Genomic DNA, 13,076 nt, shown 5'->3' with positions numbered 1-13,076 from the left:
CGCGCTTCATGCTCTGGAAAACTTCCAGGAGCACAGCCATGAGTGTTTATGAGTGGGCGAGACAAGAGATCAGGCGCAGCCACGATGCGGCGGTGGAGATCGGCTTTGACCCGGGCTTGAGCTTGCGTGCCTTGCTCAGTGCGATCGTGCAGCAGAGCAAGGCGGTGCGCAGCCCTGAAGACCTGGCCGATGAGTTGAGTTTCCTCGCGGAAAACCTCGACGATGAACAGGACTACGGTTTCATGCGGCCTTAGTGGGTGAATGCTGCCCACAATGATTCAGACCGCTTCTGAGTGAACGATGTGGCCTTAATGGCGAGGCTCGAAATCCTCGCTGAACAGGTCGTCCTCGGCATCGGGGCTGACCGGGATCTTGTGTTCTTCCGACGCCCAGGCGCCCAGGTCGATCAGTTTGCAGCGGTCGGAGCAGAAGGGCCGGAAGGTATTTTCCGGGCTCCATTCCACGGGGGCGCCACAGGTTGGGCAATCAACGGTTGGGGTTTGGCTCATGACTGGCCTCCACGCAAAGTAAGGTAAAAGTGATGCAGACGTTCAACCTCGCTGTGCAGCCAGGCGAGGTCGCGGTCATTGACCACCACGTCGTCGGCATGGCTCAAGCGATCCTGACGGCTGGACTGGGCCTTGAGGATCGCCTGGACCTGTTGCTCGCTGGTCTTGTCGCGTTGCAAGGTGCGTTCGATCTGTAGTTGTTCCGGCACATCGATCACCAGGATCCGCTGGGTCATGGCGTACTGTCCCGACTCGATCAACAGCGGCGACACCAGAATCGCGTAGGGCGATTGTGCCTGGGCCAGATGATGAGCGATTTCCTCGGCGATCAACGGATGCAGGAGCGCCTCGAGCCAGCGGCGTTGCTCGGCATTTTCGAAGATCAGTTGGCGCAGCGCCGCTCGGTCCAGTGTGCCGTCGGCCTGCAATACCCCGGGGCCAAAGTGTTCGGCGATTTTAGCCAGCGCCGGGCGTCCGCGCTCAACCACCCAGCGCGCCGCGTGATCGGCGTCGACGACATGCACGCCCAGGTCGATAAAGTGCTGGGCCGCCGCGCTTTTGCCGCTGCCGATACCGCCAGTCAGGCCGAGAATCCAGGGTTTTTCTGCGGGGCTATTCATTAGAATCGACATTAGGAACCGACAGATTGCCAATAGAAGTCGGTTATTTGACCACCCCAGAGCAAGGCAATCCAGCCGGCAATGGCCAGATAGGGCCCAAAGGGGATTTGCGTCGACGTCGGTGCATCACGCAGGCGCAGCACAATGACCCCGATAACGGCGCCCACCAGCGATGACAACAGCAACGTCAGTGGCAGGATCTGCCAGCCACCCCAAGCGCCCAGCATCGCCAGCAGCTTGAAATCCCCGTAGCCCATGCCTTCCTTGCCAGTGATCAATTTGAACACCCAGAACACCGTCCACAGCGTCAGATAGCCGGCCACGGCGCCCCACATCGCCTGACTCAAGGAGACGAACAACCCGAAGCTGTTGACGATCAAGCCCAGCCACAACAACGGCAGCACCAGGGTATCGGGCAACAATTGATGCTCGGCATCGATCAGGCTCATGCCCAGCAGGCCCCAACTGAGCACCATCACCATTGCGGCCTGCCAGCCAAAGCCGAAATGCCAGGCGACGAACGCCGACAGGATGCCGCAGGCCAGCTCGGTCAAGGGATAACGTCGGCCGATGGGCGCGGCACAACTGGAGCAACGACCGCGCAACGCCAGGTAACTCAATAGCGGAATATTTTCCCAGGCCCGGATGCGGTGGCCGCAGTGCGGGCATTGGGAGTGGGGCAGCATCAGGTTGTAGACCGGACCAGGGGCTTCGGCGGGCAGGCCCAGCAAGTCATGGGCTTGCAGCCGCCATTCGCGCGAGAGCATCTTGGGCAGGCGCCACACCAGGACGTTGAGGAAACTGCCGATGATCAGTCCGAGCAATAACGCGGCGAGCACGAAGGCCAGGGGGTAAAGCGCGAAAAAGTCAGTCAGGGGCATGTCAGATCGCAGAGCCGAGTTGAAAGATGGGCAAGTACATGGCGACCACCAGGCCGCCGACAACCACCCCCAGGACCACCATGATGAAGGGTTCCATCAGGCTGGTGAGGTTGTCTACCAGATTGTCCACCTCGGCTTCATAAAAGCTCGCCACTTTGTCGAGCATGTCGTCCAGCGCGCCGGACTCCTCGCCGATGGCGGTCATCTGGATCGCCATGTTCGGGAATATGCCTGAAGCTCGCATGGAAAAATTCAACTGCATCCCGGTCGAGACATCCTGCCGGATGCGCTGTACTGCACGTTTGAACACCACGTTGCCGGTGGCGCCAGAGACCGAGTCCAGGGCTTCCACCAGCGGCACGCCGGCAGCGAAAGTCGTGGAAAGGGTCCGGGCATAGCGGGCCACGGCGGATTTGTACATCAAGGTGCCGATCAGCGGCAGTTTAAGCAGCCATTTATCGCGCCAGTCACGCAAGCCCTGGGAGCGCTTGAGTGCGTGTTTGACACCGAAGAACGCAGCCACCGCGCCACCTAGCAGCATCCACCACCACTGTTGCATGAATTCCGACAGGCCGATGACCATCACCGTGAAGGCCGGCAGTTGGGCGCCGAACCCGGAGAACACCGATTCGAACTGTGGCACGACCTTGACCAGCAGAATCCCCGTGACCACGGCGGCGACCAGCACCACGGCTGCCGGGTAGGTCATGGCCTTCTTGATCTTGGCCTTGAGGGCTTCGCTTTTTTCCTTGTAGGTCGCGACCCGCTCCAGCAGCGTATCCAGGGCGCCAGCCTGTTCACCGGCGTCCACCAGATTGCAATACAGCTCGTCGAAGTATTGCGGGCATTTGCGCAACGACGCGGCAAAGCTGTTGCCGGCGGCGACTTCCTGTTTCACCTCGTCCACCAGCTTGCGCATGTTGGCGTTGTCGAAGCCTTCACCGATGATGTCGAACGCCTGCAACAAGGGCACTCCGGCCTTGAGCATGGTTGCCATCTGACGGGTGAACAGGGCGATATCCAGCGGTTTGATGCGCTTGCCCTTGCTGAATATCGAGGTGGACTTCTTGCGTACCTTGCCTGGATTGATGCCCTGTTTACGCAACTGGGCCTTGACCAGGGACGGGCTCTGACCGGTCAGTTCGCCGGTCATTTTCGTGCCTTTGCGGTCTTTGCCTTCCCACGTGTAAACGTCGGTTTTTATTGCCTTGACCGCCATGTTCAATCCTTGGTGACCCGGTTGATTTCTTCGAGACTGGTGATGCCTTGCATCACTTTGAGCAGTCCCGACGCGCGCAGGTCATTAAAACCGTCCTTGCGCATTTGCAGGTCGATTTCCAACGAGTTGCCCTCGGCCATGATCAGCCGTTGCAGCTCGGGCGTATTCCTGACCACTTCGTAAACCCCCACGCGCCCCTTGTAGCCGTTGTTGCACTGTTCGCAACCGACCGGCTCATAGATCGTGAACGAGCCGATGCGTTCCCGGGGGAAGCCTTCCTTGAGCAGGGTTTCCTCGGGAATCTCGATGGCCCTTTTGCAATGGGGACACAGCTTGCGCGCCAGCCGCTGGGCGATGATCAGGTGGACCGCGGTGGCGATGTTGAAGCCGGGAATGCCCATGTTGTGCAGACGGATCAGGGTTTCGGCGGCGCTGTTGGTGTGCAGGGTGGAGAGCACCATGTGTCCGGTCTGGGCGGCCTTGATGGCAATTTCGGCGGTTTCCAGGTCGCGGATCTCGCCCACCATGATCACGTCCGGGTCCTGGCGCAGGAACGAGCGCAGGGCCTGGGCGAAATCCAGGCCCTGGCGTGGATTTACGTTGACCTGGTTGATGCCTTCCATGTTGATCTCCACGGGGTCCTCAGCGGTGGAAATATTGATGTCCACGGTGTTGAGGATATTCAGCCCGGTATAGAGCGACACGGTTTTGCCGGAGCCGGTGGGCCCGGTCACCAGGATCAACCCTTGTGGTTGTTTGAGAGCGGCCATGTACAGCTCTTTCTGGTCCGGCTCGTAGCCCAGGGCATCGATACCCATCTGCGCACTGGAGGGGTCGAGGATCCGGATCACCACTTTTTCACCCCAGAGCGTGGGCAGTGTGTTGACCCGGAAGTCGATGGACTTGTTTTTCGACAGGCGCATTTTCAGGCGCCCGTCCTGGGGTTTGCGCCGCTCGGAAATATCGAGGCTGGCCATGACCTTCAGGCGCGCGGCGATGCGGGTGGCCAACTGGATCGGCGGGCGGGCCACTTCCCGCAGTATGCCGTCGGTACGCACCCGCACCCGGTAGATTTTTTCATAGGGTTCAAAGTGCAGGTCGGAGGAGCCGCCCTTGATCGCGTCCAGCAGCATCTTGTTGACGAACCGCACCACGGGCGCGTCGTCGGTATCCTGGCCGGCGATGGAGTCCTGCTTGTGATCATCGATCGACTCGATGTCCAGGCCGTCGAGGTCGACATCGCCCATGCCTTCCAGGCCGGTGCTGGTGGATTCGAAAAACTTCTCGATGGCATCGCTGAGCTTGTCATCCTCCACCAGGATCGCTTCGGTGGTCAGGCCGGTGCTGAACTGAATGTCATTGATGGCCTGGTGGTTGGTGGGGTCGGAGATGCCCACGAACAGCTTGTTGCCACGCCGCCACAGCGGCAGGGCGTGATGCTGACGTACCAGTTTTTCGCTGACAAGGCCGGTGGGTTGGGTTTCCTTGTCCAGGCTGTTGAGATCCAGCAACGCCACGCCGAAATGCTCCGAGGCAATTTCCGCCACCTGGCGGCTCTGGACCAGTTTGTTCTGCACCAGGTAACTGACCAGGGGCATGCGACTGCTTTGGGCTTGTTGGTACGCCTGCTGCGCACTTTGCTCGGTGATCAGTTCGGCCAGCACCAATTGCTTGGCCAGACCGCTTAAGGCGATGTCATTCATGGGAATCCCGGACGCGGACAGTTCATGACTTATAGCCTAGTCAAGCATCCAGACCAAACCAGCGGGGCGGGGTGACAAAAAACGTCAGATAGTGCGGTTGTTGGGGTAGGACACGGGGCCGGTGCGCAGTGAAGTCCCTTGCCAGCGGGCGCGTCAGGCTTGGCACATGCCATGCAATGGTCTGTTCAGGTCATGAGATTCCACCTCATGCTTTGGAGATTCTCTATGAATAAGCAAAACGGTTTTACCTTGATCGAGTTGCTGATCGTTGTGGCGATCATCGGCATCCTGGCGACGTTTGCGTTGCCGCAGTATTCCAAGTATCAGGCGCGGGCGAAGGCTACGGCGGGGCTTGCGGAAGTCTCCGCATTGAAAGTGCCGTTCGAGGACGTCATGAACCAGGGAACCAACCCGACGTTAGCCAACATCGGTGGAACATCGCCCACCAGCAATTGCACCTTGACCGCTTCAGGTACTGCAGCGGACGGAACCGGAACCATTGCCTGCACCCTGTTGAACGCGCCAGCTCCCGTTCTTGGCAAGGCGATCACCCTTTCCCGTTCAGCAGCAGGTGTTTGGACGTGTGGCTCGACGGCGGTCCAGGAATTCTTGCCCGCCGGTTGCACGGGTGCAGCTGCTGCACCCTGATTTCGGGTCTGGCTGAGCATGTGGCGAGGGCGCTTTCCCCTTGCCACGGAAAACCTTAACAATTCATAAACTTAGCGAGCGCCGAAAACCCGCAACTTGCATGTCCCAAATCAGCAAGCCATGCATTTTGCATGATTGTGAAAATCACCGTTTCGCTTAACATGTTGATTTAAAACGAATTAATTCATCGGCGAAAACTGGCACAGCCTTCGCACTACTCCTGATAACCCTGCCGGGAAACACCTCCGGCAGTTTTTGAGAAAAACAGGAGTTACTCGTATGAAGAAGTTCGCTATCACTGCCGCAGCTGCCACCGCCCTGACTCTGACCATGGCTAGCGCTTTCGCCGAGACCACTCAAGCAACTCAGGCTCCGATGATGCTGGCTGCTGGTGAAGTGACAGAAGCCAAGGAAGACGTTTCTGATACCTGGATCACCACCAAGGTCAAAGCCGATCTGGTCACTGAAGACGGCATTCCAGGTTCCGATATCAAGGTAGAAACCAATAAAGGCGTAGTGTCGCTGTCGTCGACTACCGTCCTGACCGACGCGCAAAAAGATACCGCCGTGGCGATCACCAAGAAAATCAAAGGCGTCAGAGACGTTTCGGCTGACGGCCTGAAATCCGAGTAAGACTCAAGGCTTCTCGCCTGGACCGGGAGAAGGCACGGCAAGCGGGCTGAGACATACGTTTGCCGTTGCTTTGGAGTTCATGCGAAAGGCCACACGGACGTGGCCATTACAGGCCCCCGGCATTCGTGCCGGGGGCCTGTTCTATTGCGCGATGGAAAAGTATTCAGGGATCGGCCTGGGAAATCGAGTTGCCCTTTTCGCGAGCAAGCCCGCTCCCACAATGGACGAGTTTCTTCGGCAAGATGCGTTCGAATGTGGGAGCGAGCCTGCTCGCGATTAGCGGCGGCACATCCCACGCCGTGCCAACGGAATGAGCAGGGGACCGCTCAGCGCCCCCGCTTGCTGGTGATCTGCACCAACCGGTTACCTTCGAAGCGCAAGTACTGGTACATGCCGCTGTTGGGGCCGTAGGTCCATTCTTCCACCGGGTATTCTTCCCGGCGATTGACACTGCGTTTGTAGCCCAGGTCATCCCGCGCTGCGGGTTGCCCGCATTTTTGCAGGACTTCGCTGGAACGGTCACCGACGCTGATCAATTGGCTGCCACAACGCAATGTGTCGGCCGCCGCCTGGCCGCTGGCGAGCAGCAAGACCAGGCTGAGCCCGCACAGACGCTTCATCTTATTCGGCATCCAGATGCATGGCGGTGATCACGCGCCCGTCGCTTTCGGCCTGGCCGAGGCTGGCGTCGATGAAATACACACGGTCATCGGCCAATTGCCCTTTGTCCACCAGGAAGTCCTTGATGCTGCTGGCGCGCTCCTGCCCCAGCTGGCGCAACAGCACTTCGTTGCCACTCCAGAAGGTGATCACGCCTTCGCGCAGTTTTTCCGTGCGCGCCTTTTTATCCAGTTGCGTCCATTCGACCGGTGGCTGGGTCTTGAGGCGGGTGCGATAGATGCCTTCGAGCAGCGGTGCCTTTTCATCCTCGGGCACCTCCAGCAGCGCGGCCTTGGCAGGGACCTTGTCGCCCCGACGCTGCAGCATCTTGTAGTAGTTGTACTGGTATTCGCGTTCCAGACGCTGGGCGGCGAGCAACGGACCATCGCTGCTTTGGGCGGCGGTGCCTTCAATCTCCAGGCGCAACTCCGGACGTTTACCAAGGGCCTCGGACAACTTGAGTAGCGTGCCTTCGTTTTCCGGATTCAGTTCGCTTGAGCCCGGGGCGAATGACACGCTGCCCAAGTCTTGCGAGGCACCACCGGCCACCAGCCCGCCGATGAGTTTGAATGGCGCCTGGGCCGCCCGTACTACCAGGTTGCGCAGGGTTTGCCAGACAATCGGCATCACGCTGAATTGCGGGTCATTGAGGTCGCCGGAAACCGGAAGCTCGATGGAAATCCTGCCTTCGGAGTCCTTCAGCAGCGCGACGGCCAGCTTGAGCGGCAGGCTCACGGCGTCCGGGCTGTCGACCTTTTCCCCCAGCTGCAGTTGCTCGACCACCACTTTGTTGTCGGCCTGCAACTGGCCTTTGGTGATCCGGTAATGCAGGTCGAGATTGAGTCGGCCCTTGCGGATGCGATAGCCGGCGAATTTGCCGGAATAGGGCGTCAGAGTCGTCAGCTCGACCCGTTTGAAGCTGGTGGCGATGTCGAGGCTGGCCATCGGGTCGAAGGGGTTGAGCGCCCCCTTGATGGTGACAGGCGCGTAGCGGTCGACCTTGCCGTTGATGTCCACGGTGGCCGGCTTGGCCTGGCGGCTGTCGATGGTGCCGATCTGGCCGTTGAGCTGCTGGACGGCCGTGGCGAAATTCGGCGTCAGGCTGAAGTCGGCGAAGTTGGCCGAACCGTCGTTGATGGCAATGCCGCCGACGTGGATGCCCAGCGGTTTGTCCTGGGATGCCGGTTTTGCCGGGCTGTTGTTCGCACCACTGTCGGGCGGTTGCGGGATCAGCAGGTCATCGACGTTGGTGGTGCGGTCCCTGTTGATCATGAATCGTGCGTAAGGCTGGTACAGGTTGACCTTGTCGATCGACAGGCTGTCGCCGTGCTGATAGTTGAGCCCTTCGAGCACCAACTGCTTCCACTTGATGAAATCCCGGGTCCTGAGGGTATCGAGGGTGTGCAGTTGATCGACCTGGGCGCGTCCGGTGACGGCGAACGCCAGCGGCTCGGTGCTCTTGAGGTCCACCGCCAGGTCGCTGCCGAGCATCCCGGAGCGCAGTTCCAGGCGAATGAACGGGTTGATGTACGCCTGGGCGACCCGCAAGTCGATGTCTTGGGTCTTGACCTTGAGGCGGGCGGTGACCGGGTTCAGGTTGACCTCGCCGTCAGCCAGGATCTTGCCCTGTTTGCCCACCCCGGTATCCAGCTTGAGGGTAAAGGGTGAGCCGTTGAGGGTGTCGTAGTTCTGCAGGTCGAGGTTCAGCGGGCCGACCTCCAGGGCCACGGTAGGTTGCGCCTGACGGTCGGCCAGATGCACCTGGTAATTGCGCAGTTGCACGTCCTTCAACAGCACCTGCCAGGGCTTGCTCGGTGCCTGGGGTTCAGGCTCGGGCGAATCGGCGGCTGCCGGGGCCGACGCCGGTTCGACCTTGACCTGCGGTTTGGCCGGCTGGCTGGCGAAGAGTTTTTGCCAGTCCAGTTGCCCATCCGCCTCGCGAGCGGCCCAGGTTTCCAGCTTCTGGCTGCGGATCTTGCCGACGATGACTTGTTGCTTGGCCAGGTCGACGGTTGTTTCACTCACATCCAGGCGTTCGAGTTTCGCCAATGGCCGGCCATCGGGCGCCTTGATGGAGAAGGGGGCCACGCTCACGGCCACGTTGTTGAGCAGCAGTTCGGTGCCCTTGGCGAGGTTGAGCTTGTAGTCGGTACTGAGGTTCAGCACGCCGTTTTCCAGCACCAGCGGTACCGCGTCGCGTACATACGGCCACCAGACTTTCATCTGGCCGTCGGTGACTTTGATCTTGCCCTCGGAGGCGATCGGCGTGAGGCTGAAGTTGCCGGTCCAGTCGACCCGGCCTCCTTGAGGGCTGACGGCCACCAGGGTCATGTCGGCGTTGTCGTCGGGCAGTGTGCTGAGGTTCTTCAGCTCGAAATCAAGGGTGTCGTACAGAAATTCGATGGGCTCGCTGGGGCGCAGGTCCTGAAAGTGTACGTAACCGCCGGCCAGTTTGATCCGGTCGACTCGCAGGGGAAACGGCTTGGCGTCAGGGTCGGCCGGGGTGGGTTCGCTGGCCGGCAGCTTGAACAGGCCCAGCAGGTTCAGCTGACCGTCCTTGGCGAACAGGATCTCGGTCTTGGGCTTGTCCAGCTCGATATCGGTCAGGTGCAGGGCGCCGGACCAGAGGCTGTCGAGCTGCAGGTTGGTGTACAGCCGTTCGAAGGCGACCTGCTCCTTGCCCGGTTCGCCGACATTCAGGCCCCAAAGGGTGACTTCAAGGCTGAAGGGGTTGAGTTCGATACGCTGGATCCGGGCCGGCACGGTTGCATGCTCGGCCAGTTGTTGATTGGCGATCCGCAAGGCGACGCCGGGCAATATCAGAAAACCCAGCAGGCTGTAGAGGGCCAGTATGGTCAACAGGGCGCCGAAAGCGCGAATCAATCCTTTGGGCATGTGCGGCTTCATCTGGTGTGAATTCGGAATGCCTTGGAGTATGGCATGCGTTTACGGTTCCGAAGCCACTGTGATTTATCAGATTTGTCCGTTTTCAGTGTAGGAGTTAACCGCTGGTTCAGAGCTGGAGGATCAACGTCTTGAGTGGCGGCTGCTGGTCCAGCGAGGGAAAATCGCTGCCGGGTGTCAGTGTTTTCCATTCGCGCACCGGGCGCCCGGCCTTTTCCGCGCAGCGCAGCACCTGCTCGCGCCAGTCGTCCATGGAGACTTTTGCCAGGTTGTTGCAGCAGATCAGCACGCCATTTTCAGCGGTGGTGAGCAGCGCCGGCTTGAGCAGGCTCTGGTAATCGCGCAACAGGTCGACAGTGCCGAACGCGCTCTTGGCCCAGGCGGGCGGGTCGAGCAGCACCAGGTCGTACTGGCGTTGCTCCAGACGTACATAACCTGGCAGTTTCTGCCCGCGTCGCTGACTGATGGGCAGGCCGGCCAGTTGGCGGATGGCCGGGAAGTAATCCGATTGCACGAAATCCATGGGTGCTAAGTCGGGGTTGAGCAGACCGTTCTCGCGACCCACCGCCAGGTTGCCTTCGGCAAAGTCCAGGTTGCACACCTCTCGCGCGCCACCGGCCGCGGCGCTCAGGCCGACGCCGCAGGTGTAGGCGAACAGGTTCAGCACGCTTTTGTGACGGCTGTGTTCCTTGACCCAGCCCCGGGCGTTGCGCAGGTCGAGAAACAGCAAAGGATCCTGCCCGGCATGGCGCCCGCGAACGCGATAGTTCAGGCCCCATTCATGGCCGACGAGGTCTTGCAGGGCGGCATCGTCAGCCTGGTAAACAGTGTCCTGGCGGTCGATGCGCGAATTGCCCCGGGCGCGATCGTTGTAGACCAGCAGGGTGTCCAGGCCCAGGCGATTGTTGACGCTGCCGTGCAACTGCAACAAGGCATCGCGTTCCAGTGACTGGTGGAAACTCTGCACCAGCAATTGTGGGCCGTAACGGTCGACCGTCAGGCCGGGGGCGCCTTCCTGGCTGCCATGGAACAGGCGATAGCAGTCGGTGCCTTGCTGGTGCAATTGGGCGAGCAGGTCCTGACGCTGATCGAGGGCGGCGCGCAGCGCCTGATTCAAGGAAGACATGCCGGGCGCGCCTTAAGGAAATGAGGCGCGGGAGTTTAGCAGTTTCCATGGCGAAGGGCCTTGTGGGAGCAAGGCTTGCCCGCGATGCAGGCGATGCGGTCTTTCAGAAATCGAGGTGCCTGTTTCGCGAGCAAGCTTATCCCACAGTCCAGCGGCGCAAGGACTCGATCCCTCAGGGGAACCGAGTCGTTTGGCTCAGCGATTCAGGCGCTTGTCGATCAGCCCCTCCACCACGCTCGGATCGGCCAGGGTCGAGGTGTCGCCGAGGCTGTCGAGCTCGTTGCAGGCGATCTTGCGCAGGATGCGCCGCATGATCTTGCCTGACCGGGTCTTGGGCAGTGCCGGCGCCCACTGGATCAGTTCCGGTTTGGCGAAGCTGCCGATTTCCTTGCTGACGTGGTCCAGCAATTCCTTCTTCAATGCGTCGTTGGCCTCGATTCCATCCATCGGCGTGACGAAAGCGTAGATGCCCTGGCCCTTGAGGTCATGGGGGTAACCGACCACTGCCGCTTCGGCGATGTTGTCGTGCAGCACCAGGGCGCTCTCCACCTCGGCGGTGCCAATGCGGTGCCCGGAGACGTTGATCACGTCGTCGATGCGCCCGGTGATCCAGTAATCGCCATCTTCGTCTCGACGGGCGCCGTCGCCGGTGAAGTAATAGCCGGGATAGGGCTTGAAGTAGGTGTCGACCATGCGTGGGTGGTCGCCATAAACGCTGCGAATCTGCCCCGGCCAGCTTGCCTTGATCGCCAGCACACCGCTGCCCGCACCGTGGATTTCCTTGCCGGTTTCATCCAGCAATACCGGTTGCACGCCGAACATCGGTCGGGTGGCGCAGCCCGGCTTGAGCCGCGGCGCACTCACCAGCGGGCTGAGCATGATGCCGCCGGTTTCGGTCTGCCACCAGGTGTCGACAATCGGGCAGCGCTGTTCGCCCACCACGTTGAAGTACCATTCCCACGCCTCCGGGTTGATCGGCTCACCGACGCTGCCGAGCAATCGCAGGCTTTTGCGCGACGTTTCCCGCAACGGTCCGGCACCTTCGCGCATCAGCGCCCGCAGGGCGGTCGGGGCCGTGTAGAAAATATTGACTTGATGCTTGTCGATCACCTGCCAGAAACGCGAACTGCTGGGGTAGCTCGGCACGCCTTCGAAGATCAGCGTGGTGGCGCCGTTGGCCAGCGGTCCGTAGACGATGTAGCTGTGGCCGGTGACCCAGCCGACATCGGCGGTGCACCAGAACACTTCGTTGTCGCGGTAGTCCAGTACGTATTTGAACGTCATCGCCGCTTGCAGCAGATAACCACCAGTGGTGTGCAGCACACCCTTGGGTTTACCGGTGCTGCCGGAGGTGTAGAGGATGAACAGCGGGTCTTCGGCGTCCATCGGTTCCGGCGGGCAGTCGTCGCTCATGTCATGCATGGCCTGGTGGTACCACAGGTCGCGACCTTCGACCCAGGCCACTTCGCCCTGGGTGCGCTCGACCACCAGCACGGTGCTGACGTCCGGGCAACTTTCCAGGGCCTTGTCGACGTTGCGCTTGAGCGGTATGAATCGTCCTCCGCGCACGCCTTCGTCGGCTGTGATCACGGTGCGGCAATCAGCGTCGAGAATCCGGTCGCGCAGCGAATCCGGCGAAAAGCCGCCGAACACCACCGAATGCACCGCGCCAATGCGGGTGCAGGCAAGCATGGCGTAGGCTGCCTCCGGGATCATCGGCATGTAGATGCAGACCCGGTCACCTTTCTTCACGCCGCGGCTTTTCAGCACGTTGGCCAGGCGGCAAACATGGTGATGAAGTTTCTTGTAGGTAATTTCTGCCGATTCGGCGGGATTGTCGCCTTCCCAGATGATCGCCGTCTGGTCTCCACGTGTCTGCAGATGGCGGTCGATGCAATTGGCGCTGACGTTCAGCTTGCCCCCGGCGAACCAGCTGGCGTCGCCGATCTTGAGGTCATAGCGCTGGACGGTTTGCCAGGGCGTCATCCAGTCGAGAAAGCGCGTGGCCTGCTCGGCCCAGAAAGCGCTCGGGTGTTCGATGGATTCTTTGTAGAGCCGCGTGTACTCGTCCTGACTCAGTTGCGCAGCCCGGCGGACGGCATCGGCTTGGGGGTACTGGCTGATATCGAACATGACGGTTCCTTATTCTTGTTTTTGCGACAAGAGGGGAGCT

Annotated in this window: 12 protein-coding genes; 3 read left to right on the top strand and 9 right to left on the bottom strand. The window is 60.6% G+C overall.

Annotated features, from left to right (window positions below; translation table 11 throughout):
* The first annotated feature begins 38 nt into the window (after positions 1-38).
* Complete coding sequence (locus MA884_RS25540) at positions 39-254, top strand: hypothetical protein (RefSeq protein WP_256233116.1); 216 nt, start codon at positions 39-41, stop codon at positions 252-254.
* Between the two features lie 54 nt (positions 255-308).
* On the opposite strand, the gene yacG is transcribed toward MA884_RS25540, so the two are convergent.
* The 5 genes from yacG to pilB are packed head-to-tail and all read right to left on the bottom strand — an operon-like array spanning position 309 to position 4,932.
* A complete protein-coding gene (gene yacG, locus MA884_RS25535; protein WP_214918202.1) occupies positions 309-509 on the bottom strand; it encodes a DNA gyrase inhibitor YacG in 201 nt (66 codons plus the stop codon).
* On the bottom strand, positions 506-1,129 hold the full coding sequence (gene coaE, locus MA884_RS25530; RefSeq protein WP_256233115.1) for a dephospho-CoA kinase: 624 nt from the start codon (positions 1,127-1,129) through the stop codon (positions 506-508). Before coaE ends, yacG begins: the two co-directional genes overlap by 4 nt.
* An 11-nt stretch (positions 1,130-1,140) precedes the next feature.
* Positions 1,141-2,010: an A24 family peptidase gene (locus MA884_RS25525; RefSeq protein WP_256233114.1), complete on the bottom strand. Its 870-nt coding sequence runs from the start codon at positions 2,008-2,010 to the stop codon at positions 1,141-1,143.
* Position 2,011: 1 nt separating this feature from the next.
* Positions 2,012-3,229: a type II secretion system F family protein gene (locus tag MA884_RS25520; RefSeq protein WP_256233113.1), complete on the bottom strand. Its 1,218-nt coding sequence runs from the start codon at positions 3,227-3,229 to the stop codon at positions 2,012-2,014.
* A gap of 2 nt (positions 3,230-3,231) precedes the next feature.
* Positions 3,232-4,932, bottom strand: a complete 1,701-nt coding sequence (gene pilB, locus MA884_RS25515) for a type IV-A pilus assembly ATPase PilB (RefSeq protein ID WP_256233112.1) — start codon at positions 4,930-4,932, stop codon at positions 3,232-3,234.
* A 225-nt stretch (positions 4,933-5,157) separates the two neighbouring features.
* On the opposite strand from pilB, the gene MA884_RS25510 reads away from it, so the two are divergent.
* On the top strand, positions 5,158-5,580 hold the full coding sequence (locus MA884_RS25510; RefSeq protein WP_256233111.1) for a pilin: 423 nt from the start codon (positions 5,158-5,160) through the stop codon (positions 5,578-5,580).
* Positions 5,581-5,859: 279 nt separating this feature from the next.
* Complete coding sequence (locus tag MA884_RS25505) at positions 5,860-6,213, top strand: BON domain-containing protein (RefSeq protein ID WP_256233110.1); 354 nt, start codon at positions 5,860-5,862, stop codon at positions 6,211-6,213.
* 326 nt (positions 6,214-6,539) lie between these two features.
* On the opposite strand, the gene MA884_RS25500 is transcribed toward MA884_RS25505, so the two are convergent.
* The 4 genes from MA884_RS25500 to acs form a co-directional block, all read right to left on the bottom strand.
* Entirely contained in the window at positions 6,540-6,833 is a 294-nt protein-coding gene (locus MA884_RS25500; protein WP_256233109.1) for a DUF2845 domain-containing protein, read from the bottom strand.
* Between the two features lies 1 nt (position 6,834).
* The gene (locus MA884_RS25495; protein WP_256233108.1) at positions 6,835-9,768 is read right to left on the bottom strand and encodes a DUF748 domain-containing protein; all 2,934 of its coding nucleotides are present in this window, start codon (positions 9,766-9,768) and stop codon (positions 6,835-6,837) included.
* Between the two features lie 118 nt (positions 9,769-9,886).
* Entirely contained in the window at positions 9,887-10,903 is a 1,017-nt protein-coding gene (locus tag MA884_RS25490; protein ID WP_256233107.1) for a class I SAM-dependent rRNA methyltransferase, read from the bottom strand.
* Between the two features lie 195 nt (positions 10,904-11,098).
* Positions 11,099-13,036 (bottom strand): acetate--CoA ligase, encoded by a 1,938-nt coding sequence (acs, locus tag MA884_RS25485; RefSeq protein ID WP_256233106.1) that lies wholly within the window; start codon positions 13,034-13,036, stop codon positions 11,099-11,101.
* Positions 13,037-13,076 lie beyond the last annotated feature (40 nt).

The sequence above is a fragment of the Pseudomonas sp. Q11 genome (assembly GCF_024494355.1).
GTDB classification, from domain to species: Bacteria; Pseudomonadota; Gammaproteobacteria; order Pseudomonadales; family Pseudomonadaceae; genus Aquipseudomonas; species Aquipseudomonas hefeiensis.
This window is presented reverse-complemented; position numbering and strand designations above follow the sequence as displayed.

Coding starts and splice junctions, on each gene's coding strand:
- coaE (WP_256233115.1), bottom strand. CDS start 1,129: ATGAATAGCCCCGCAGAAAAACCCTGGATTCTCGGCCTGACTGGCGGT.
- MA884_RS25540 (WP_256233116.1), top strand. CDS start 39: ATGAGTGTTTATGAGTGGGCGAGACAAGAGATCAGGCGCAGCCACGAT.
- MA884_RS25495 (WP_256233108.1), bottom strand. CDS start 9,768: ATGCCCAAAGGATTGATTCGCGCTTTCGGCGCCCTGTTGACCATACTG.
- MA884_RS25525 (WP_256233114.1), bottom strand. CDS start 2,010: ATGCCCCTGACTGACTTTTTCGCGCTTTACCCCCTGGCCTTCGTGCTC.
- MA884_RS25500 (WP_256233109.1), bottom strand. CDS start 6,833: ATGAAGCGTCTGTGCGGGCTCAGCCTGGTCTTGCTGCTCGCCAGCGGC.
- acs (WP_256233106.1), bottom strand. CDS start 13,036: ATGTTCGATATCAGCCAGTACCCCCAAGCCGATGCCGTCCGCCGGGCT.
- yacG (WP_214918202.1), bottom strand. CDS start 509: ATGAGCCAAACCCCAACCGTTGATTGCCCAACCTGTGGCGCCCCCGTG.
- MA884_RS25510 (WP_256233111.1), top strand. CDS start 5,158: ATGAATAAGCAAAACGGTTTTACCTTGATCGAGTTGCTGATCGTTGTG.
- MA884_RS25520 (WP_256233113.1), bottom strand. CDS start 3,229: ATGGCGGTCAAGGCAATAAAAACCGACGTTTACACGTGGGAAGGCAAA.
- MA884_RS25490 (WP_256233107.1), bottom strand. CDS start 10,903: ATGTCTTCCTTGAATCAGGCGCTGCGCGCCGCCCTCGATCAGCGTCAG.
- MA884_RS25505 (WP_256233110.1), top strand. CDS start 5,860: ATGAAGAAGTTCGCTATCACTGCCGCAGCTGCCACCGCCCTGACTCTG.
- pilB (WP_256233112.1), bottom strand. CDS start 4,932: ATGAATGACATCGCCTTAAGCGGTCTGGCCAAGCAATTGGTGCTGGCC.